The sequence below is a fragment of the Streptomyces sp. NPDC041713 genome, assembly GCF_055591085.1.
In genome coordinates this window covers 167,477-187,719 of the sequence record NZ_JBVIZY010000001.1, presented here as the reverse complement: position 1 = coordinate 187,719, position 20,243 = coordinate 167,477, and the positions used below count along the sequence as shown (strand labels likewise).

The window sequence follows — 20,243 nt, the reverse complement described above, 5'->3', positions numbered from 1 at the left end:
GTGATGTTAGCCACATCCGTGATGCGGCGTCAGCCTCTCGCACAGGAGAGCGACCCGGAACTGGCCGGGAGACGACGCGGCCCCGCCCGCCGGATCGGCGGACGGGGCCGGGTGAAACCGGTCGGAGTACTAGCGCGCCGCGCGGTTGACGGCGGACACCGCGGCCTTCAGGGAGGCACGGGTGGTGTTCGCGTCGATACCGATGCCCCAGAGCACCTTGTCGCCGATGGCGCACTCGATGTACGAGGCGGCCTGCGCGGACGCGCCCTCGCTCATGGTGTGCTCCTGGTAGTCCAGCAGGCGCACGTCGATGCCGATGCCCTGCAGCGCGTCGAAGAACGCGGAGATCGGGCCGTTGCCGGAACCGGTCAGGACGGTGTCGGCGCCGTCCAGGGTGGCCTCGACGGTGAGGGTGTCGACGCCGTCCGTGTCGGTCGTCGTCTGGCCGTTCTTGACCTGAATCCGACCCCAGGGGTTCGCCGGGTTCGGCAGGTACTCGTCCTGGAAGACGCTCCAGATGGCGGCCGGGGTGACCTCGCCGCCCTCGGCGTCGGTCTTGTTCTGGATGATCTTCGAGAACTCGATCTGCATGCGGCGCGGCAGGTCCAGCTTGTGGTCGTTCTGCAGGACGTAGGCGATGCCGCCCTTGCCGGACTGCGAGTTGACGCGGATGACGGCCTCGTAGGAGCGGCCGACGTCCTTGGGGTCGATGGGCAGGTACGGCACGGCCCACTCGACGTCGTCGACGGTCTTGCCGGCGGCCGCCGCGCGGCTCTCCAGCGCGTCGAAGCCCTTCTTGATGGCGTCCTGGTGGGAGCCGGAGAAGGCGGTGTAGACCAGGTCGCCCGCGTACGGGTGGCGCGGGTGGACCTCCATCTGCGTGCAGTACTCGTACACGCGGCGTACCTCGTCGATGTCCGAGAAGTCGATCTGCGGGTCGACGCCCTGCGAGAAGAGGTTCATGCCCAGGGTGACCAGGTCGACGTTGCCGGTGCGCTCGCCCTGGCCGAACAGGCAGCCCTCGACGCGGTCGCCGCCGGCCATCACGGCCAGCTCGGCGGCGGCGACGGCGGTGCCCCGGTCGTTGTGCGGGTGGATGGAGAGGCAGACGTGCTCGCGCCGGGACAGGTTGCGCGACATCCACTCGAAGCGGTCCGCGTGGGTGGAGGGCGTGGAGCGCTCCACGGTGGCGGGCAGGTTGAGGATGATCTCGCGCTCGGCGTCGGGCTGCCAGACGTCCATGACGCCCTCGCAGACCTCCAGGGCGAAGTCCAGCTCGGTGTCGGTGAAGATCTCCGGGCTGTACTGGTATCCGAAGGTCGTCCGGTCGTCCAGCAGCTTCTCCGCGTATTCCACGACCAGCCGGGTGCCGTCGACGGCGATCTGCTTCACGGCGTCGCGCGAGCCGCGGAAGACCACGTCGCGCCAGACGGGCGCGGTCGCGTTGTACAGGTGGACCGTGGCGCGGCGAGCGCCCTTCAGGGACTCCACGGTGCGCTCGATGAGCTCCTCGCGGGCCTGGGTCAGGACGGAGATGGTCACGTCCTCGGGGATCGCGTCCTCGTCCTCGATGATCGACCGCACGAAGTCGAAGTCGGTCTGGCCCGAGGAGGGGAAGCCGACCTCGATCTCCTTGTAGCCCATGCGGACCAGCAGGTCGAACATGGCGCGCTTGCGGGCCGGGGACATCGGGTCGATCAGCGCCTGGTTGCCGTCGCGCAGGTCGGTGGAGAGCCAGCGGGGGGCGACGGTGATCCGGTTGTCGGGCCAGGTGCGGTCGGGGATGGCGACCTGCTCGTACTGCCCGTACTTGTGGATCGGCATGGAGGTGGGGCGCTGGAAGTTCGGCATGATGCGTGGGCTCCTCGGAGGGGTGTCCGCTGGATCCTCGCCGGAAGCGGTGCTCCGGCTGAGGGACGGCCGACGGTCTGAGCGCAACACCGAACTCCGCGGGGAGGGGGTCGGCCTCGTCTACAGGCCCTCGCCGCGGCAGCTAAGAAGGAGCAGCCCGAATCGCATGATGTGCCGCAGCCTAGCCGAGACGCCCGTGACGCGCGGGCCCGTATCAGTATGCGGGATCACCGGAAGGTAACGGGTATGGCGTGATCAATACCTCTATTTCACTAATCCTGGTTGCGGGTAGTGACAGCGGCATGACCCAGTGCCACATTGCACGCCATGACCGCCAACCCGGCAGGCTTCGAGCCTGTCTTCTGCACGATCGTGCCGCCCCACGTCCTGGACACGCTGGCCCAGAACCAGGACCCCGCGCTCTCCGCTCCCGCCCGCCGCACCCTGCAGCGGGACGCCTTCGAGCGCACCCAGCGCCGCATGACCACCGTCGTGGGCGCCCCGAGCGTGGCCGCGCCGAAGGACGCCACCGAGGGCAAGCCGCACCGCACCATCCACGACGCCAGGCACCGCACGGAGCTCCCGGGCCGCAAGGTCCGCGGCGAGGGCGACAAGCCCGGCAAGGACGCCACCGTCAACCGCGCGTACGCGGGCCTCGGCGCGACCTTCGAGCTCTACCAGAAGGCGTACGAACGCCTCTCCATCGACGGCAGCGGACTGCCGCTGACCGCGACCGTGCACTACTCCGAGGAGTACAACAACGCCTTCTGGAACGGCGAGCAGATGGTGTTCGGCGACGGTGACGGCGAGATCTTCCTGGACTTCACCATCCCCGTGGACGTCATCGGCCACGAGCTGACCCACGGCGTCACGCAGTACACGGCGAACCTCACGTACTTCGGCCAGCCCGGCGCCCTCAACGAGTCGCTGTCGGACGTCTTCGGCTCGATGATCAAGCAGTACACGCTCGGCCAGACCGCCGCCGACGCCGACTGGCTGATCGGTGCGGGCCTGCTCGCCCCGCGCGTCACCGGCAAGGCGCTGCGCTCCATGAAGGAGCCCGGCACGGCGTACGACGACGACGTGCTCGGCAAGGACCCGCAGCCCGCCGACATGGACCACTTCGTCAGGACCGGCCGCGACAACGGCGGCGTGCACATCAACTCGGGCATCCCCAACCGCGCGTTCTTCCTGGTCGCCGACGCCCTCGGCGGTCACTCGTGGGAGCGCGCCGGGGAGATCTGGTACGCGGTGCTGACCGGCGGCGAGCTGGCGCAGGACGCGTCCTTCAGCGACTTCGCGAAGCTGACCGTCGCGGCGGCGCGCGCGAAGTACGGCGACGGGGACGAGCTCAAGGCCGTCGTCGACGCGTGGGCCACGGTCAAGGTGTCGGCCACGGACGGCTGACGGCGCGCTACCGGCCGCCCACCCGGTGCAGTAGACAGGACCCATGCGTATCCAGGTGAAGCGGACCGGAGGATTCGCGGGCATCGACCGGCACGCCGAGGTGGACACCTCGGAGCTGGCCGATGCCCCGGACTGGCACGACCTGGCCGAACAGGCCCTGACCGAGGGAGCGAGCACCCCGCCCGTAGGGGTGCCGGACGGCTTCCAGTACCAGCTGACGGTGGACGGGCGGACGGTGTACTGCGCGGACCCGCGGCTGACCGAGCCGCAGCGGAAGCTGATCACACGGGTGCTGAAGGAAGGCGCATAAAGGAAGGCTCATAGCGGAGGAGAAAAGCTGAGCTTTGTTCAACTTGTCGCCGCACGCCCATTGACTTCGCCCTGCGCCGGTCCGGAAGATCCCGCCCATGGCAGCGAGTGCGGCGACACCGGCGAGCGAACCCCTCCCCTCCTTCCCCCGCGACTTCCTGTGGGGCGTCTCCACATCGGCCCACCAGATCGAGGGCGCCGCCGACCGGCGCGGCGCCTCGGTGTGGGACGCGTTCACGGCCGTGCCGGGCAACGTGAAGGACGGCAGCACGGCCGAGGTCGCCTGCGACCACTACCACCGCTACCGCGAGGACGTCGCGCTCGTCCGTGACCTCGGCGTGGACGCGTACCGCTTCTCGGTCTCCTGGCCGCGGGTCCTGCCCACCGGCGCCGGCACCGTCGACCCGGCGGGCCTCGACTTCTACGACCGCCTGGTCGACGAGCTGTGCACGGCGGGCGTACGCCCCGTCGCCACCCTCTTCCACTGGGACACCCCGCTGGTCCTGCACGAGGCCGGCGGCTGGCTGAACCGCGGGACCGCCGAGCGGTTCGCCGACTACGCGGCGGTGGTCGCGGCCCGCATCGGCGACCGCGTCACCAAGTGGATCACCCTCAACGAACCGGCGGAGCACACCCTGCTCGGCCACGCCCTCGGCCAGCACGCCCCCGGCGAGCGGCTCCTCTTCGACGCGCTGCCCGCCGCCCACCACCAGCTCCTCGCGCACGGCCTCGCGGTACGGGCGCTGCGCGCGGCGGGCGCCCACGACATCGGCATCGCCAACTCGCACGGCCCCACCTGGCCGGCCTCCGCCGACCCCGCGGACACGGCCGCCGCCGACTTCTACGACCTGCTCCTCAACCGCCTCTTCGCCGACCCGCTGCTCCTCGGCCGCTATCCGGACGGCATCGCGGAGCTCATGCCCGGCGACGACATCGACGCCGACCTGACGGTCATCGCGGAGCCGCTCGACTGGTACGGGATCAACTTCTACCAGCCGACGAAGGTGGGCGCCCCGCTCCCCGGGGGCACCGGCGGGGAGTTCGCCGGAGTCGCGCTCCCGCCCGAACTCCCTTTCTCGCCACGGGAGATCGAGGGCCACCCGGTCACCGACTTCGGCTGGCCGGTCGTCCCCGAGGCCCTGACCGAACTGCTCACCGGCTTCCGCGACCGCTACGCCGACCGCCTCCCGCCGCTGGTGATCACCGAGAACGGCTGCTCGTACGAGGGCCTCGACGACCAGGAGCGGATCGCCTACCTGGACGGCCATCTGCGGGCGCTGCACCGGGCGTTGGACGCCGGGGTGGACGTGCGCGGCTACTTCGTCTGGTCGCTCATCGACAACTTCGAGTGGGCGGAGGGGTTCCGGCGCAGGTTCGGCCTGGTGCACGTCGACCACGCCACGCAGACGCGCACCCCGAAGGCGTCGTACCACTGGCTGCGCGAGGTGCTGCGGGCGCGCCGCCCATGACCGGGGCCGCGCTGCGGGAGCCGACGGAGCGGGTCGGCCGGGGCTGGACGGCCACCCTGTCCCTCGCCAACGGCGCGATCTGGGTGGGCTGGTACGGGCCGCTGCAGATCCTGCTCGCCGTGCAGGCGGAGGAGCTGGCCCCGGCCGGCACGTCGAAGGAGTCGGTGCTCGCCTGGGTGACGGGGGCCGGCGCGGTGGTCTCGCTGGCCGCGAACCCGCTCTTCGGCGCGGTCTCGGACCGCACCACGTCCCGGTGGGGCCGGCGCACCCCGTGGATCGTGGCGGGCACGGCGGGCGGCGCCGTCGCGCTGCTGCTGCTCGCCGCGGCCGGGTCGGTGTGGTGGCTCGCGGCGGGCTGGTGCCTGGTCCAGCTCACCCTGAACGCCGCCTTCGCCGCGGTCACCGCCGCCGTCCCGGACCGGGTGCCGCGGCTGCAGCGGGGCTCGGTGGGCGGCTGGCTCGGGGCGGCGCAGCTGCTCGGCGTGGTCGTCGGCACGGGGCTCGCGACGGTGGCGGGCGGGACGGGCGCGGGGTACGCGGCGTGCGCCCTGTTCACCGTGGTGGGCGTGGCGCCCCATGTCGTACGCCACCGTGATCTGCGGCTCGCGGCCGCCGACCGGCCGCCGTGGGACGGGCGGGCGTTCCTCGCCGGGTTCCGGCTGAGCCCGCGCCGCCACCCCGACCTCGCCTGGGCCTGGCTGACCCGGTTCCTGATCAACGTCAGCAACTCGGTGGTGCTGCTCTACCTGCTGTACTTCCTGCGCGACGGCCTGGAATACGCCGACCCGGACGAGGGCGTCCTGATCCTGACGGCGGTGAACGGCGCGACGATGCTGGCCACCGTCGTGGTGGGCGGCGCCTGGTCGGACCGGGTCGGCCGCCGCAAGCCCTTCGTGCTCTGGTCGGGGGCGCTGATGGCGGTGGCGACGGGGCTGCTCGCGCTCTGGCAGACCTGGCCGGGAGCGCTCGTCGCGGCGGCGGTGCTCGGCATCGGCTTCGGCGTCTTCACCTCGGTGGACTTCGCCCTGATGACGGACGTGCTGCCCACGGCCATGGACCGGGGAAGGGACCTCGGCGTCATCAACATCGCCAATTCCCTTCCCCAGGTGGCGGCCCCGGCCATGGCGGCGCCGATCGTGACGCACCTGGGCGGCTACCGCACGCTGTACCTGACGGCGGCGGTGGTGGGTCTTGCGGGGGCGGTCCTCGTGACGCGGATCAGAGGGGTGGACTGAGGCGCCCTGTCAGGGGCGCGGGGAACTGCGCGCCCAGCCCCGACGCGCCCGCAGCCGAAAAACCCCTCAGAACCCGAGCTTGCGGAGCTGGCGAGGATCCCGCTGCCAGTCCTTCGCCACCTTCACGTGCAGGTCGAGGAAGACCGGCGTGCCCAGCAGCGCCTCGATCTGCTTGCGGGACTTGATGCCGACGTCCTTCAGGCGCTTGCCCTTCGGGCCGATGATGATGCCCTTCTGGCTGGGCCGCTCGATGTAGACGAACGCGTGGATGTCCAGGAGCGGCTTGTCGGCGGGCCGGTCCTCGCGCGGCAGCATCTCCTCCACCACGACGGCGATGGAGTGCGGCAGCTCGTCGCGCACCCCTTCGAGCGCGGCCTCGCGGATCAGCTCGGCGACCATGACCTGCTCGGGCTCGTCGGTGAGGTCGCCCTCGGGGTAGAGCGCGGGGCCCTCGGGCAGCAACGGCACGATCAGGTCGGCGAGCAGCCCGACCTGCTGGTCGCCGACGGCCGACACCGGGACGATCTCGGCCCACTGGAAGCCGAGCTCCGCGCCGAGCTGGTCGATGGCGATGAGCTGCTCGGCGAGCGTCTTGCTGTCGACGAGGTCCGTCTTGGTGACGATCGCGATCTTCGGCGTCTTCTTGATGGAGGCGAGCTCCTTGGCGATGAACCGGTCGCCGGGGCCGAGCTTCTCGTTCGCGGGCAGACAGAAGCCGATGACGTCGACCTCGGCCCAGGTCGTGCGCACGACGTCGTTGAGCCGCTCGCCGAGGAGGGTGCGCGGCTTGTGCAGGCCCGGGGTGTCGACCAGGATCATCTGGGCGTCTGGACGGTGCACGATGCCGCGGACGGTGTGCCGCGTGGTCTGCGGCTGGTCCGCGGTGATCGCGACCTTCTTGCCGACCAGAGCGTTCGTGAGGGTGGACTTGCCCGCGTTGGGGCGGCCGACGAAGCAGGCGAAGCCGGCGCGGTGGACGGCCTCGGACGGCTCGGCTGATGACGGGGTACGAACGCTCATGGCGCCCATTGTCCCTGATCCCCGGAGCCCCGCCGCACCGCACCGCCCGCCGGGAGCCCGGCACCGGCGCGAAGGACGGGCCCGCGCCCCGGCCCGGCGACTCGAAACACGGCGGAAACCCGCGGTTGCCCGTTACGAAACGCGCGGCGGTGACGCTCTCCCCCCATGACGACCTTCGCCGCCCCCCACCTCGACACGGGCGACACCGCCTGGCTGCTCGCGGCCACCGCGCTCGTCCTCCTGATGACGCCGGGCCTCGCCCTCTTCTACGGCGGCATGGTCCGCACGAAGAGTGTCCTGAACATGCTGCTCATGTCCTTCGTCTCGATCGCCCTGGTCACCGTGGTGTGGCTGGTCGCCGGGTACTCCCTGGCCTTCGGCGACGACGTCTTCGCGGGCCTCATCGGCGGCCTCGACCACGCGGGCATGGCGGGCATCGGCCCGGACAGCCTGACCGGCACGGTGCCGACGCTGCTCTTCACCACCTTCCAGCTCACCTTCGCCGTCATCACGGCGGCGCTGATCAGCGGCGCCGTCGCGGACCGGACCAGGTTCGCGGCCTGGCTGGTGTTCGTGCCGGTGTGGACGCTGCTCGTATACGTTCCCGTCGCGCACTGGGTGTGGGGTCCGGGCGGCTGGATCGCGGACTCCCTCGGCGCCCTCGACTTCGCGGGCGGCCTGGTCGTCGAGATCGCGTCGGGCGCCTCGGGCCTCGCCCTGTGCCTGGTGCTCGGCCCGCGCATCGGGTTCCGCAAGGAGGCGATGCGCCCGCACAACCTGCCCATGGTCCTGATGGGCGCGGGCCTGCTCTGGTTCGGGTGGCTCGGCTTCAACGGCGGCTCGGCGCTCGGCGCGAACGGCCTGGCGGCGGCGTCCCTGCTCAACACGCTGGTCGCCGGCTGCACGGGGCTGCTCGGCTGGCTCTTCGTGGAGCAGCGCCGCGACGGTCACCCCACCACGTTCGGCGCGGCGTCCGGTGCGGTGGCGGGCCTGGTCGCGATCACCCCGTCGTGCGGGGTGGTCGGCATCCCCGGTGCGGCGGCGATCGGGCTCGCGGCGGGCGTCGTCTGCTCGTACGCCGTCGCGTGGAAGTTCCGCCTGGGCTACGACGACTCCCTCGACGTGGTCGGCGTGCACCTGGTGGGCGGCGTCGTCGGCACGCTCCTGATCGGCCTGTTCGCGACGGCCACGATGACGCAGGGCGCGGAGGGCCTCTTCTACGGGGGCGGCGCGGCGCAGCTGGGCAAGCAGACGGTGGCGGTGCTCGCCGTGGCGGCGTACACCTTCGCCGTCACGTACGGCATCGGGAAGGGCGTCGACAAGCTGATGGGCTTCCGGGTGTCGGCGGAGGACGAGCAGACGGGCCTCGACCAGACACAGCACGCGGAGAGCGCCTACGATCACGGCGTCCTGGTGGGCCCCGTGGGCTCCGCCTCCGTGAAGAAGGGGAGCCACGTCGCATGAAGCTGATCACCGCGGTCATCAAGCCGTTCCGCCTGGACGAGGTGAAGACGGCGCTGCAGGAACTCGGCGTGGACGGCCTGACGGTCACCGAGGCCAGCGGCTACGGCCGCCAGCGCGGCCACACCGAGGTCTACCGGGGCGCGGAGTACCGGGTGGACCTGGTCCCGAAGGTCCGCGTCGAGGTGGTGGTCACGGACCCGGACGCGGACGCGGCCATCGACGCGATCGTCCGCGCGGCCCACACGGGCAAGATCGGCGACGGCAAGGTGTGGGCGGTCCCGGTGGAGACGGTGGTGCGGGTACGGACGGGGGAACGGGGCCCTGACGCGGTGTGACCTCCGGTCAGGTGGGCGACGCACGGGGCTCGGCCCTGTCACCGGCTCCGCCGAGTTCGTCCTCAAACGCCGGACGGGCTGAATCCCCCATGTCAGCCCCTCCGGCGTTTGAGGAGCGGGGTCCGGGGCGGTGTGACCTCCGGTCAGGTGGACGGCGCACGGGGCTCAGCCCTGTCACCGGCTCCGCCGAGTTCGTCCTCAAACGCCGGACGGGCTGAATCCCCCATGTCAGCCCCTCCGGCGTTTGAGGAGCGGGGTCCGGGGCGGAGCCCCGAGGGCGGAGATGCCGGGGGCTCACTTCGGGAGCAGAGCCACGGCCGGCGGAGCCGGGGATTTCGGGAAGGGGCGGGATCGGGGAAGGAACCGCCGGAGGCCAGACCTCAGCCCGCCTCCACCCGCACCCGGACCTCCCCGTCGCCCCCCGCGAGGAACACCGGCGTCCCGGCCCCGCCGAGGTCCCGTACGGCGGCGAGGTCCTCGGGAGAAACCTGCTCCGCCCCGGAGACGACCGCCGCCGCCTCCAACGACTCCGCCCCGGACGCCACCGCCATCGCCACCGCGGTCCGCAGCGCGGACAGCTGGAGCGAGGCCAGCTCAACCGTCCCCGCCACATACGTCCGCCCCGTCTCGTCCCGCACGGCCGCCCCCTCGGGCACACCGTTACGGGCCCGGGCGGAGCGGGCCAGGGTCACGATCTTGCGGTCCTCGGCATCAAGCGCGGCACTCTCAGTCATGCCCCGAGCATACGGAGCACACCCGGCTCCGCCGCCACCGCCACCGGATGGACCGGTCCCCAGGAGACGAAGGCGGTCCAGGCAGCCGGGTCCACCGCGAGGACCGCTCCCCGGGGGCGCGCGGAGTCGCGGATCAGGACCGTCTCCCCGGTCCAGGCGATCTCCACGCAGTCGTCGTTCGCGCCCCCACTCGCACTGCTCTTGCGCCATGCCCATGTGCTGCCCCTGGTGCAGAGGCACGTAGCACCTCTTCCAGGATAACGGCGCGTCATACGGATCTGAACAACACGTTTCACGCCAAGGTGCCCGCACCCAGGGAGAGTTGAGGGAGGATCAGCTCACTTCGGCGGGTGGGACCAGCCGGTCCAGGTCGTCGGTGCCCTCCTCGGCCCGGGTGGCGAGCAACCGGAGGAGGTCCACCGTGCGGTCCTTGATGGCAAGGTCCTCCAGCTCCCAGAACCTCTCCAGGTAACGCCCGCTCTCCTCCGGGGAGTTGCTGCTGTAGGAGTCGCCGCGCGGGTTCTCCAGACAGAGCGAGTCCGGCATCGTCGGCCTCGAACTCGAAGAGCGTGAAGGGCCCCTGGATGCCCGGGTGCGCGCCGACGCTGAACGGGAGGATCTGGATCGTCACGCGCGGCAGGTCCGCCAGCTCCGCGAGCCGCTCCAACTGGGCCCGCATCACGCCGCGCCCACCGACCTGGCGGCGCACCACGGACTCGTCGAGGATGTAGAACACCTCGCGCTCACCCGATGTCAGCGTCTCCTGGCGGGAGAGCCGCACCTCGACGGCCCGGTCGATCACCTCGTCGGAGATGCCCTCGGGGCCAGCTGCGGCGGACGCCAACGCACGACGTTTCCACTCCGAGCTCCCTTGGCCGGCAGCCCGGAGTGGGAGGGGTTCGGATCCGCCTGTCACTCCATTCTGCCGCCCCGCCACCCCCATGGCGAGGGGCTGTCGGGACACTCTGCACGGTGCGTCCCGGACCGTGCGCGCCCCTCAGGGGCGGTCGAGGCGCAGCCGCTCCGCCCGCGGCAGGCCCGCCACCACCAGGTCGTACGAGTCCTCGATGAGCTCTCTGACCTGCCGGTCGGGCAGTCCCGCGGCGACCGAGACGGTGTTCCAGTGCCGCTTGTTCATGTGCCAGCCCGGGACGATCTGCGGATGCGCGGCCCGGAGCCGGACGGCGATCTCCGGCTCACATTTGAGGTTGACGGTGAGCGGGCGGGCGTCGAGTGCCGTGAGCGCGAACATCTTCCCGGCCACCTTGAAGACCGAGGTCTCCGGGGTGAAGGGGAACTCCCCCACCGCCCCGTTGAAGGAGAGGCAGAACGTGCGCAGGGCCTCGGGCGTCATGCGCTCTCCCGCTCCTTCGTGCCGCCCTCGCCGGGCCCGCCGACCGTGACCGGCTCCACGAGGACCGTCATGATGCGGTTGCGCCGGCCCGCCGCCGACTCCGCGGTGAGCTTCAACTCCCGCTCGTCCGGCAGCGGCACGACCGCCGACGCCCCGGCGATCGGGACCCGGCCGAGCCGCTTGGCGAGCAGACCGCCCACCGTCTCGACGTCCTCGTCGTCGAACTCGTCGAAGCCGAAGAGCTCCCCGAGGTCGCCGATGTCGAGCCGGGCCGTCACCCGGTAGCAGCCGTCGGCGAGCTCCTCCACGGGCGGCAGCTCGCGGTCGTACTCGTCGGTGATCTCGCCGACGATCTCCTCCAGGATGTCCTCGATGGTCACGATGCCGGCCGTGCCGCCGTACTCGTCGATGACCACGGCCACGTGGTTGCGCTCCTGCTGCATCTCGCGCAGCAGGTCACCGGCGTTCTTCGTGTCGGGCACGAAGGTCGCGGGGCGCATCGCGGTGGACACCAGATCCGACTCGCTCTCGCGGTTGATGTGCGTCTTGCGGGCCAGGTCCTTCAGGTACACCATGCCGACGACGTCGTCCTCGCTCTCCCCGGTGACGGGGATGCGCGAGAAGCCGGAGCGCAGGGCGAGGGTGAGTGCCTGGCGGATCGTCTTGAACCGCTCGATGGCCACCAAGTCGGTGCGGGGCACCATGACTTCGCGTACGAGGGTGTCGCCGAGCTCGAAGACGGAGTGGACCATGCGCCGCTCCTCGTCCTCGATCAGGGACTCCTTCTCGGCGAGGTCCACCATCGCGCGCAGCTCGGCCTCGGAGGCGAACGGTCCGCGCCGGAAGCCCTTGCCGGGCGTGAGGGCGTTGCCGATGAGGATCAGCAGCGGCGGGATGGGGCCCATGACGCGGGCCAGCGGCAGCAGCACGTACGCCGCCGCGGTCGCCGTGTTCAGCGGGTGCTGGCGGCCGATGGTGCGCGGCGAGACCCCGACGGCGACATAGCTGACGAGGACCATCACGCCGATGGCGACGGCCAGCGCCTGCCAGGTCTCGTCGAACTCCCGCAGACAGGCGTAGGTCACCAGGGCCGCGGCGGCCATCTCGCACGCCACCCGCACGAGCAGCGCCACGTTGAGATAGCGGGTCGGGTCCGCGGCGACCTGCGCGAGCTTCGCGCTGCCGCGCCGCCCGGAGCGGGCCGCCTCCTCCGCGCGGAAGCTGGAGACCCGGGCGATGCCCGCCTCGGCGCAAGCGGCGAGCCAGGCCACCACCACGAGGGCAACGGCACCGGCGATCAACTGAGGACTCATGGCGTCAGGAGACCGTGGGCGCGGGAGAGGGGCCGGTCAGGCCCTGCTCGGCGCGCCAGCCGTCGACGATCGCGGCCTGCAGGCCGAACATCTCGGCCTTCTCGTCGGGCTCCTCGTGGTCGTACCCGAGCAGGTGCAGCACGCCGTGGACGGTGAGGAGCTGGAGCTCCTCGTCCATGGAGTGCTGCGTCGGGGCATCCTTGCCCTGCTGGGTCGCGACCTCGGGGCAGAGCACGATGTCGCCGAGGAGGCCCTGCGGCGGCTCGTCGTCGTCCTTCATGGGCGGCCGCAGCTCGTCCATCGGGAAGGACATGACGTCCGTCGGCCCCGGCAGGTCCATCCACTGGATGTGCAGCTGCTCCATGGCGTCGGCGTCCACCACGATCACCGAGAGCTCGGAGAGCGGGTGGATGCGCATCCGCGTGAGGGCGTAGCGGGCGATGTCGAGGATCGCCTGCTCGTCGACCTCGGTTCCGGATTCGTTGTTGACGTCGATCGACATGGTGGTGCTGGTCTACTTCCCGTCGCGGCTGTCGTGCTGCTCGTACGCGTCGACGATACGGCCGACCAGCTTGTGCCGGACCACGTCGCCGGACGTGAGCCGCGAGAAGTGGATGTCCTCCACACCGTCGAGAATCCGCTGCACCTCGCGCAGACCGCTCTTGGTGCCGCCGGGCAGGTCGACCTGGGTGATGTCACCGGTGATGACGATCTTCGAGTCGAAGCCGAGGCGGGTGAGGAACATCTTCATCTGCTCGGCACTGGTGTTCTGCGCCTCGTCGAGGATGATGAACGCGTCGTTCAAGGTGTTGTGCGTCAGCAGGTAATCCTGTGTGACGTACAGCGAGTCCTCCGCGGCTACCTGGATACAGACGGCCTCCTCACGGCCTGCGGGCTCGATGCTGTCGATGAAGCGCATCGGGCGGCCGCCACCACCGGCCACGTGATACCGGTCTCGCTTGCGGGCGAGGCGGAAGGGCTCGATGCCCTCGGGGAGACGGATGTCGACGACGTGCGCGTCACGCCGGTGAGCGGCCAGGGCGGAGCCCCGCTCGCGGCCCTCGGCCGGGCGTCGGCGGGTGTAGGCGACACCACCGAGGGACTGGACGAGCGCGATCACGTCGTCCCGCAGGACGAGCGACGTGGTCGAGTACTGGACACGGCAGGTGCGGTCGGCCTGGGTGACCGGACCGCCATCGGAGTCGAGCAGGCCCTGGAGCACGGCGAGCCGGATCTCCGCCGTGTTGTACAAGTAGTCGTCCGGCACGAACTTGGAGTGCGAACGGCTGCCGATCAGGTCCAGTTCCCGCAGGACGCGGGTGACCGGGTTCTCCAGGGTGACCACGTCTCCGGGCGACTTCACCCGGTTCAGCACGTAATCGGGGCCGCTCTTGTGCCGGACGGCGGTGCCGGGAAGCGCGGCCTCCAGCGCCTGGGCGAGTTCGGCGTCCTCGGTGGCGAACGACGGCGTGGTGGAGCCGGTCAGGCAACCGTCACCGAGCAGCAGACCGAGGGCGTACGGGTCCATGGGGACCTCGCGCTCGGGGAACTCGACGGGAGCGGTGAGCATCGGCAGCTCGTACCGGCGGGCGTGCGCGGCGCGGAGGTCGCCGATCATGTCCTTGGTCTCGAGGACCCGCCACGGCTTGTCGCGACGCTTGTCGTCGCGCGTCCTGACCGTCCACAAATGCTCGCCGCAACACAGCGTCCACGAGCCGTCCTGTGCCGTGACGCGGTAGATGTCCTTCTCGCCCTGCGGGTAGACGCCGAGGACGGGGGTCGGCTCGCCGTTGGAACCGATGACCAGGTCGCCGACCTGAAGGCTTCCGATGGGGCGCCAGCCATCCGGGGTCAGGACATTCGTGAAGCGGGGCTGCGCTCGGCCACGCATGTACGCCAGCGGTGCGACCTCGATCGTTCCCGCTGCCATCAGCCGTGGGATCGAGTCGGGGTCCAGCATGTCGTGCAGGGCGTCGTAGAGCGGGCGCAGGTACGGGTCGATCTTCTCGTACAGCGTGCCGGGCAGGAAGCCGAGGCGCTCGCCGGCCTCCACCGCGGGGCGGGTCAGGATGATGCGGTTGACCTGCTTGGACTGCAGGGCCTGCACGGCCTTGGCCATGGCGAGGTAGGTCTTGCCGGTGCCCGCGGGGCCGATGCCGAAGACGATGGTGTGCTTGTCGATCGCGTCGACATATCGCTTCTGGTTCAGCGTCTTGGGGCGGATGGTGCGGCCGCGGGAGGAGAGGATGTTCTGCGTGAGGACCTCGGCGGGGGTCTCCTCCGCGCCGGTGCCGCTCTCGTCCGCCCTCAGCATGGCGATCGAGCGTTCCACTGCGTCCTCCGTCATCGGCTGACCGGTGCGGAGCACCAGCATCATCTCGTCGAACAAGCGCTGGATCAGGGCCACTTCGGGGGCGCTGCCCACGGCGCTGATCTCGTTGCCCCGGACATGGATGTCGGCCGCCGGGAAGGCCTTCTCGATCACCCGCAGCAGGGCGTCGCCGGAGCCGAGGACCGTCACCATCGGATGGCTGGCGGGGACGGTGAAGTGAGCTCGGGCCTGGTCCTGCCCGTCGGTGTGAGTCGTGGGTGTCTGAGTCATGGGCCGGCTCTGAAGGCCTGCTCATCCTCCTCGTGCGGGGCTCGGTGGCCGCGTGACAGCCTTGCACTGCCAAGAGTACGACGCGGCACTGTCAGTGCCGTAAGTCTTTTCGTCGCACCCGTCGCGTACTTCCGCAACCACCGCCGCCCACCGGATCTTCCCGCGGCGTCCCGCAGGGCCTCCCCCGCCCCCGTCGCCCTGCCTACGCCGACCTGAAGCCGATCGTCGGCACCGCCCGCCGCAGCGGCCACGGGCGGTTCGTCGCGGGCAGCAGGCCGTCCAGGAACGCGTACCGGCGCAGGGCCAGCGGATCCTGGTCCTCGACCTCCCGCACCCGGCGCCACCAGGCCCCCACCTCCGCCCAGCCGGGCGCCGACAGGGAGCCGCCGAACTCCTGCACGGAGAGCGCGGCGGTCAGGCCCGCGAAGGCGAGGCGGTCGGCGAGCGGCCAGTCCGCGAGCGTCCCGGTGACGAAGCCCGCGACGAAGACGTCCCCCGCCCCGGTGGGGTCGAGCGCCTCGACCGCGATGGCCGGGACCTCGGCGGTCTCGCCGGTCCTGCGGTCCACCGCGTAGGCGCCCTCGGCGCCCAGCGTCACCACGGCCAGCGGCACGTGTTCGGTGAGGGCGCGGGCGGCGGCGCGCGGGCAGGAGGTGCGGGTGTAGCGCATCGCCTCCTCCGCGTTGGGCAGGAACGCCTCGCAGTGGCGCAGGTCGGGCAGGGCCGCGAGGTCCCAGCGGCCGGTGTCGTCCCAGCCGACGTCGGCGAAGATCCGCGTCCCGCTCCGGGCGGCCTGCGCGATCCACGGGGCGGCGCCGGCGCCGGGGGTGAGGGAGGCGACGGCGGCGCGGGCGCGGGGCGGGCACGCGGGGGCGCCGCCGTCCGGCGCGTCGGCGTCCGGCGGGGGCTCGTGGCCGTGGCTCACCATGGTGCGCTCGCCCTCGTACGCCATGGAGACCGTCACCGGCGAGTGCCAGCCGGGCACGGTCCGTGACGGGGTGAGGTCGATGCCCTCACCCTGTTCGAGGGCGTCCCAGCAGTACTCCCCGTAGTGGTCGTCCCCGAAGGCCGCGGCGAGCGAGGTGTGCAGGCCGAGCCGGGCGAGCGCGGTCGCCATGTTCGCGACGCCGCCGGGGCTCGACCCCATGCCGCGCGCCCAGGACTCGGTCCCGCGCACCGGCGCGGAGTCGAGGCCGGTGAAGATGATGTCGAGGAAGACCGTGCCGGTGAGGTAGACGTCGCAGTCCGGATCACCGGCTCTGCGGGCCGCCTTCAGCGGGTCGATGGTGGGCTGTACGGGTACGACCATGCAGGCAACGTAACGGACGGGCGCTACCAGCGCGGCACGGCAGGGGTCTCCCACGCGGGGTCGGCCACCCGCATCGCCGCCGCGTCGTCCCGCTCCCGCATCGCCCGGAACTCCGCGTCGAGCCAGCGCGCGTGCAGGGCGGCGAGCCGCTCCCGGTCGAGCTCGACGCCGAGGCCCGGCGTGTCGGTGACGGCCACCCGGCCGCCGTCGAACCGCAGCCGCTCGGTCAGGACGTCCTCGCTCTGCCAGGGGTAGTGCGAGTCGCAGGCGTGGCGCAGGCCGGGCACGGTGGCCGCCACGTGGGTCATCGCGGCCAGGCTGATCCCCAGGTGGGTGTTGGAGTGCATGGAGAGGTCGACCCCGAAGGTGCGGCAGAGCGCGGCCAGTTCACGGGTGCGCCGCAGCCCGCCCCAGTAGTGGTGGTCGCAGAGCACCACCTGGACGGCCTTCTTCGCGAAGGCCTCCGGTATCTCCTCGAAGGTCGTCACGCACATGTTCGTGGCGAGCGGCACGCGCGTGCCCGCGGCGACCTCCGCCATCGCGGGCGTGCCGAGCGCCGGGTCCTCCAGGTACTCCAGTACGTCGCCGAGTTCGGCCGCGACCTTCAGCGAGGTCGCCGTGGACCAGGCGCCGTTGGGGTCGAGCCGCAGCGGCAGGCCGGGGAACGCGTCGGCGAGGGCGCGGATCGCGGCGATCTCCTCGTCGGGCGGGAAGACGCCGCCCTTGAGCTTGAACGAGGTGAAGCCGTACCGCTCGGTGAAGAGCCGGGCCTGGGCGACGACCCCGGCCGGGTCGAGCGCGGCGCCCCACCCGTCATCCGGCTCGCCCGCGGCGCCCGCGGCGTGGTCGGCCCACCCGTAGGAGGCGGGGTGGTCGGCCCACTTGTAGAAGAGGTAGGCGCTGTACTCCACGGCGTCGCGCACCTTGCCGCCGAGCAGCGCGTGCACGGGCAGTCCGAGCGCCTTGCCGAGCGCGTCGTGGCACGCCACCTCGAACCCGGAGACGACGGAGAGCCGCAGCTTGTCCGCGGTCAGCACGCCGCGCAGCCCGCCGACGTCCAGGGAGTCGTCGACCCGTGCGGCGTCGACGGCCAGCTCGTCCGCGAGCGTGAACAGCCCGTTCATATCGCTGACTTCGCGCCCGACGAGCCGCTCGGCGAAGGGCCGCGCCAGGTCCAGGTACCCGGTGTCGCCGTACGTCTCCCCGACACCCGTCACCCCGCCGGCCGTGACCACCTCGATGATCAGCCGGGGTGTGTAGGGCTGGTGCACGCCCTGGGTGTTGAGGAGCGGCGGATCGGCGACGAGGACGGGGGTGAGACGGACGTCTTCGATGACGAGACTGCCGGAGCGCTGTCCATACATGAGAACGGAGACTAGATACGCGAACACGTGCCGTCAATGGGACAGTTCCCCGAGCCCTGACAGGGGGCTCGGGGAACTGCGAGAGGGGGCGCTACAGCTCGGCCTCGATCAGGTCGGCGGCCCTGGCGGCCCCGCCCTCCGCACGGACCTCCGCCCGCAACTCGGCGCACGTGCGCGCGACTTCGGGGTCAGAGGTCAGCGCGAGCAGCGCGTCCCGCAACACGCCCGCCGTCGCGGACCCCGTGTCGACACGGCGGGCGACCCCCAACTCCACGAGCCGGTCCGCGTTCATCGGCTGCTCCGCGCCCTGCGGCACGGCGATCATCGGCACCCCGTGGAAGAGGCCCTCGGAGCTGCTGCCCATGCCCGCGTGGGTGACGAACGCGTCGGCCTGCTCCAGGACCGCCAATTGCGGCGCCCAGGAGCAGACTTCGATGTTCCCCGGCAGGCCGGGGCCGAGCTCCGCGGGATCCACGTGCTTGCCGATCTGCAGCACCACGTGCCAGCCGGGGAGGTTCCCGAAGGCGGCCACGCACTGGCGGTAGAACTCCGGCTGCGCGGTGTACGAGGAGCCGAGCGAGACGAAGAGGATCTTGTCCGCGCCCGCCGGGCGGGTCCAGCTCTGCTGCCGGGCGCGGTCGCCGAGGCAGGGCCCGACGAAGTCGATCCGGTCGGGGTCGACGGTGTCGGCGTGCGGCTGCATGGCCCGCGGGACGGTGGCGATGCCCCGCGGCGGTACGCCGGAGAACTCCCCGACGTCCAGCGTGGTGGCCCCGCACCCGGCGAGCCACTTCTTGAACCGCGCCTCCAGGGCGTCGGCGCCCGGCAGTTGGGCGAGGGCCGCGCCCACGTCCTCCTGATAGCCGCCCCAGGCCACGAAGGTGGGCGACAGCTGGACGAGCGGCCTGCCCTGCGCCTCGGCGAGCGCACGGGCGACGTAGGCGCCGATGTCGTACAGGTACAGGTCGGCGGGGTCGTCGTCGAACGCCGCGTGGAGCTGCGGAAGCACCGCCATCGCGTCGTCGAGGAAGAGCGAACTGGCCGCGATCGGGTCCTCGGGCCAGATGTTGTCGCGGAACGGGAGCGTCGAGTCGCAGGCGACGAGTTCGGCGCCGGTGGGCTCGATCAGGGCGGCGGTCGCCGGGTCGTTGGCGTAACTGACCCGGTGGCCGCGCGCCACCAGCTCACGGATGACCTCGAGACCGGGCAGCACATGGCTGACCATCGGGACGCCGATCATGGCGATGTGGGCACGGTGACGGGCAAGTCGACGGGATGACATGGGAGTTCCTTCGCGTATGGAGAGCTACGGATGCGGACACGACGGCCCGCCGCCACGGCCCCGGGGCGCGCGAGGGCACGCGGGGCGGGCGGGGGCCGATGAGCCGTGTCAGCCGTAGATCTGCGCGATGGTGTCCATGGGCGGGACCGTAACCCGGCATCCGGCCGTCAGTCGAACGAATAAGCCTCGACCTCGGCGAGGTACCGCGCCCGCAGCGCCTCGTCCGCGGCGTCCCGGTCGAGGAACGCGGCCTCGAAGGAGTTCCGCGCGAGCGTGCGCAGCCGCTCCTGGTCGAGCCCGAGGGCCTCGCGCACGGCGTGGAAGTTGTCCTCCGCGTAGCCGCCGAAGTAGGCCGGGTCGTCGGAGTTGACCGTGCACATGAGGCCCGCGTCCAGCATCTGCGGCAGCGGGTGGTCCTCCAGAACGTCGATGGTGCGCAGCCGGACGTTCGAGAGGGGGCAGAGCGTGAGCGGGACGCGGTCGCGGACCAGGCGCTCCACGAGGTCCGGGTCCTCCATGCAGCGCAGGCCGTGGTCGATGCGCTCGACCCGCAGCACGTCGAGGGCCTCCGTGATGTACGCGGGCGGTCCCTCCTCGCCGGCGTGCGCGACGAGGCGCAGGCCGCGGGCGGCGGCGGCCGCGTACACCTCCTTGAACTTGGCGGGCGGGTGGCCGACCTCGGCCGAGTCCAGGCCGATGCCGATGATCCGGTGGAGGTGGGGTTCGGCGGCCGTCAGGGTCTCCAGGGCGGAGTCGGCGGACTGGTCGCGCAGGAAGCACATGATGAGCCGCGTGGAGACGCCGTGCCGCTCCTCGCTGCGGTCCAGGGCTCGGGAGAGCCCCTCGATGACGGTGGCGATCGGGACGCCGCGCGCCGTGTGCGCCTGCGGGTCGAAGAAGATCTCCGCGTGGCGCACGCCCTGGGCGGCGGCGCGGGCGAGGTAGGCGTCGGCGAGTTCCTCGAAGTCGGCCTCGGTGCGCAGCACGGCCATCAGCCGGTAGTAGAGGTTGAGGAAGCTCTGCAGATCGTCGAAGAGGTAGGCCTTGCGGAGCTCTTCGGTGTCGGCGTAGGGGAGTTCGACGCCGTTGCGTGCGGCGAGGGCGAAGGCCAGCTCGGGTTCGAGGGTGCCTTCGATGTGCAGGTGGAGTTCGGCCTTGGGGATCGGCATGGTGCGGTCTCGCTCAGTTCGGGGAG

General features: G+C 71.5%; 19 protein-coding genes and 1 pseudogene. 6 read left to right on the top strand and 14 right to left on the bottom strand.

What is annotated here, in order from left to right; translation table 11 throughout:
- Positions 1–129 precede the first annotated feature (129 nt).
- The gene (gene leuA, locus ACZ6CV_RS00800) at positions 130–1,851 is read right to left on the bottom strand and encodes a 2-isopropylmalate synthase (RefSeq protein ID WP_469248534.1); all 1,722 of its coding nucleotides are present in this window, start codon (positions 1,849–1,851) and stop codon (positions 130–132) included.
- Positions 1,852–2,178: 327 nt separating this feature from the next.
- Between leuA and ACZ6CV_RS00795 the strand changes: the two genes are divergently transcribed.
- The 4 genes from ACZ6CV_RS00795 to ACZ6CV_RS00780 all read left to right on the top strand — a co-directional run bounded on the left by ACZ6CV_RS00795 (position 2,179) and on the right by ACZ6CV_RS00780 (position 6,271).
- Positions 2,179–3,258 carry a M4 family metallopeptidase gene (locus ACZ6CV_RS00795; protein ID WP_469248532.1) on the top strand — a complete coding sequence of 360 codons (1,080 nt, stop codon included), beginning with the start codon at positions 2,179–2,181 and terminating at the stop codon, positions 3,256–3,258.
- Positions 3,259–3,301: 43 nt separating this feature from the next.
- Complete coding sequence (locus tag ACZ6CV_RS00790; RefSeq protein WP_469248530.1) at positions 3,302–3,568, top strand: protealysin inhibitor emfourin; 267 nt, start codon at positions 3,302–3,304, stop codon at positions 3,566–3,568.
- A gap of 97 nt (positions 3,569–3,665) precedes the next feature.
- Entirely contained in the window at positions 3,666–5,036 is a 1,371-nt protein-coding gene (locus tag ACZ6CV_RS00785; protein ID WP_469248528.1) for a GH1 family beta-glucosidase, read from the top strand.
- The gene (locus ACZ6CV_RS00780) at positions 5,033–6,271 is read left to right on the top strand and encodes an MFS transporter (RefSeq protein ID WP_469248526.1); all 1,239 of its coding nucleotides are present in this window, start codon (positions 5,033–5,035) and stop codon (positions 6,269–6,271) included. Before ACZ6CV_RS00785 ends, ACZ6CV_RS00780 begins: the two co-directional genes overlap by 4 nt.
- Positions 6,272–6,337: 66 nt before the next feature.
- On the opposite strand, the gene era is transcribed toward ACZ6CV_RS00780, so the two are convergent.
- Complete coding sequence (gene era / locus ACZ6CV_RS00775; RefSeq protein ID WP_469248524.1) at positions 6,338–7,300, bottom strand: GTPase Era; 963 nt, start codon at positions 7,298–7,300, stop codon at positions 6,338–6,340.
- Positions 7,301–7,456: 156 nt separating this feature from the next.
- On the opposite strand from era, the gene ACZ6CV_RS00770 reads away from it, so the two are divergent.
- Together ACZ6CV_RS00770 and ACZ6CV_RS00765 are read left to right on the top strand one after the other, a co-directional pair.
- Positions 7,457–8,755, top strand: coding sequence for an ammonium transporter (locus tag ACZ6CV_RS00770; RefSeq protein ID WP_469248522.1), 1,299 nt, complete (start codon positions 7,457–7,459; stop codon positions 8,753–8,755).
- On the top strand, positions 8,752–9,090 hold the full coding sequence (locus tag ACZ6CV_RS00765) for a P-II family nitrogen regulator (protein WP_355808452.1): 339 nt from the start codon (positions 8,752–8,754) through the stop codon (positions 9,088–9,090). The genes ACZ6CV_RS00770 and ACZ6CV_RS00765 overlap by 4 nt, the downstream gene beginning before the upstream one ends.
- 380 nt (positions 9,091–9,470) lie before the next feature.
- Here ACZ6CV_RS00765 and ACZ6CV_RS00760 read toward each other — a convergent pair whose 3' ends face one another.
- The 12 genes and pseudogenes from ACZ6CV_RS00760 to ACZ6CV_RS00705 all read right to left on the bottom strand — a co-directional run bounded on the left by ACZ6CV_RS00760 (position 9,471) and on the right by ACZ6CV_RS00705 (position 20,217).
- A complete protein-coding gene (locus ACZ6CV_RS00760; protein ID WP_362367126.1) occupies positions 9,471–9,824 on the bottom strand; it encodes a cytidine deaminase in 354 nt (117 codons plus the stop codon).
- Positions 9,821–10,096, bottom strand: a complete 276-nt coding sequence (locus tag ACZ6CV_RS00755) for a DUF397 domain-containing protein (RefSeq protein WP_469248519.1) — start codon at positions 10,094–10,096, stop codon at positions 9,821–9,823. The genes ACZ6CV_RS00760 and ACZ6CV_RS00755 overlap by 4 nt, the downstream gene beginning before the upstream one ends.
- 61 nt (positions 10,097–10,157) lie before the next feature.
- Positions 10,158–10,370 carry a hypothetical protein gene (locus ACZ6CV_RS00750; RefSeq protein ID WP_469249630.1) on the bottom strand — a complete coding sequence of 71 codons (213 nt, stop codon included), beginning with the start codon at positions 10,368–10,370 and terminating at the stop codon, positions 10,158–10,160.
- Positions 10,371–10,425: 55 nt separating this feature from the next.
- Positions 10,426–10,767 (bottom strand): annotated as a pseudogene (locus ACZ6CV_RS00745) (Scr1 family TA system antitoxin-like transcriptional regulator); the annotation flags it as partial.
- 54 nt (positions 10,768–10,821) lie between these two features.
- Complete coding sequence (locus tag ACZ6CV_RS00740; RefSeq protein ID WP_469248517.1) at positions 10,822–11,178, bottom strand: MmcQ/YjbR family DNA-binding protein; 357 nt, start codon at positions 11,176–11,178, stop codon at positions 10,822–10,824.
- A complete protein-coding gene (locus ACZ6CV_RS00735) occupies positions 11,175–12,491 on the bottom strand; it encodes a hemolysin family protein (RefSeq protein ID WP_469248515.1) in 1,317 nt (438 codons plus the stop codon). Before ACZ6CV_RS00735 ends, ACZ6CV_RS00740 begins: the two co-directional genes overlap by 4 nt.
- 4 nt (positions 12,492–12,495) lie before the next feature.
- A complete protein-coding gene (gene ybeY / locus ACZ6CV_RS00730) occupies positions 12,496–12,993 on the bottom strand; it encodes an rRNA maturation RNase YbeY (RefSeq protein ID WP_362367109.1) in 498 nt (165 codons plus the stop codon).
- Positions 12,994–13,005: 12 nt separating this feature from the next.
- Complete coding sequence (locus ACZ6CV_RS00725) at positions 13,006–15,093, bottom strand: PhoH family protein (protein ID WP_469248513.1); 2,088 nt, start codon at positions 15,091–15,093, stop codon at positions 13,006–13,008.
- 202 nt (positions 15,094–15,295) lie between these two features.
- Entirely contained in the window at positions 15,296–16,402 is a 1,107-nt protein-coding gene (locus tag ACZ6CV_RS00720; RefSeq protein ID WP_469248511.1) for a carbohydrate kinase family protein, read from the bottom strand.
- Between the two features lie 23 nt (positions 16,403–16,425).
- Positions 16,426–17,766 (bottom strand): glucarate dehydratase family protein, encoded by a 1,341-nt coding sequence (locus ACZ6CV_RS00715; RefSeq protein WP_469248509.1) that lies wholly within the window; start codon positions 17,764–17,766, stop codon positions 16,426–16,428.
- Positions 17,767–17,857: 91 nt separating this feature from the next.
- Positions 17,858–19,048 (bottom strand): macrolide family glycosyltransferase, encoded by a 1,191-nt coding sequence (locus tag ACZ6CV_RS00710; RefSeq protein ID WP_469248507.1) that lies wholly within the window; start codon positions 19,046–19,048, stop codon positions 17,858–17,860.
- Positions 19,049–19,215: 167 nt separating this feature from the next.
- Positions 19,216–20,217 (bottom strand): adenosine deaminase, encoded by a 1,002-nt coding sequence (locus tag ACZ6CV_RS00705; RefSeq protein ID WP_469248505.1) that lies wholly within the window; start codon positions 20,215–20,217, stop codon positions 19,216–19,218.
- Between the last annotated feature and the right edge of the window lie 26 nt (positions 20,218–20,243).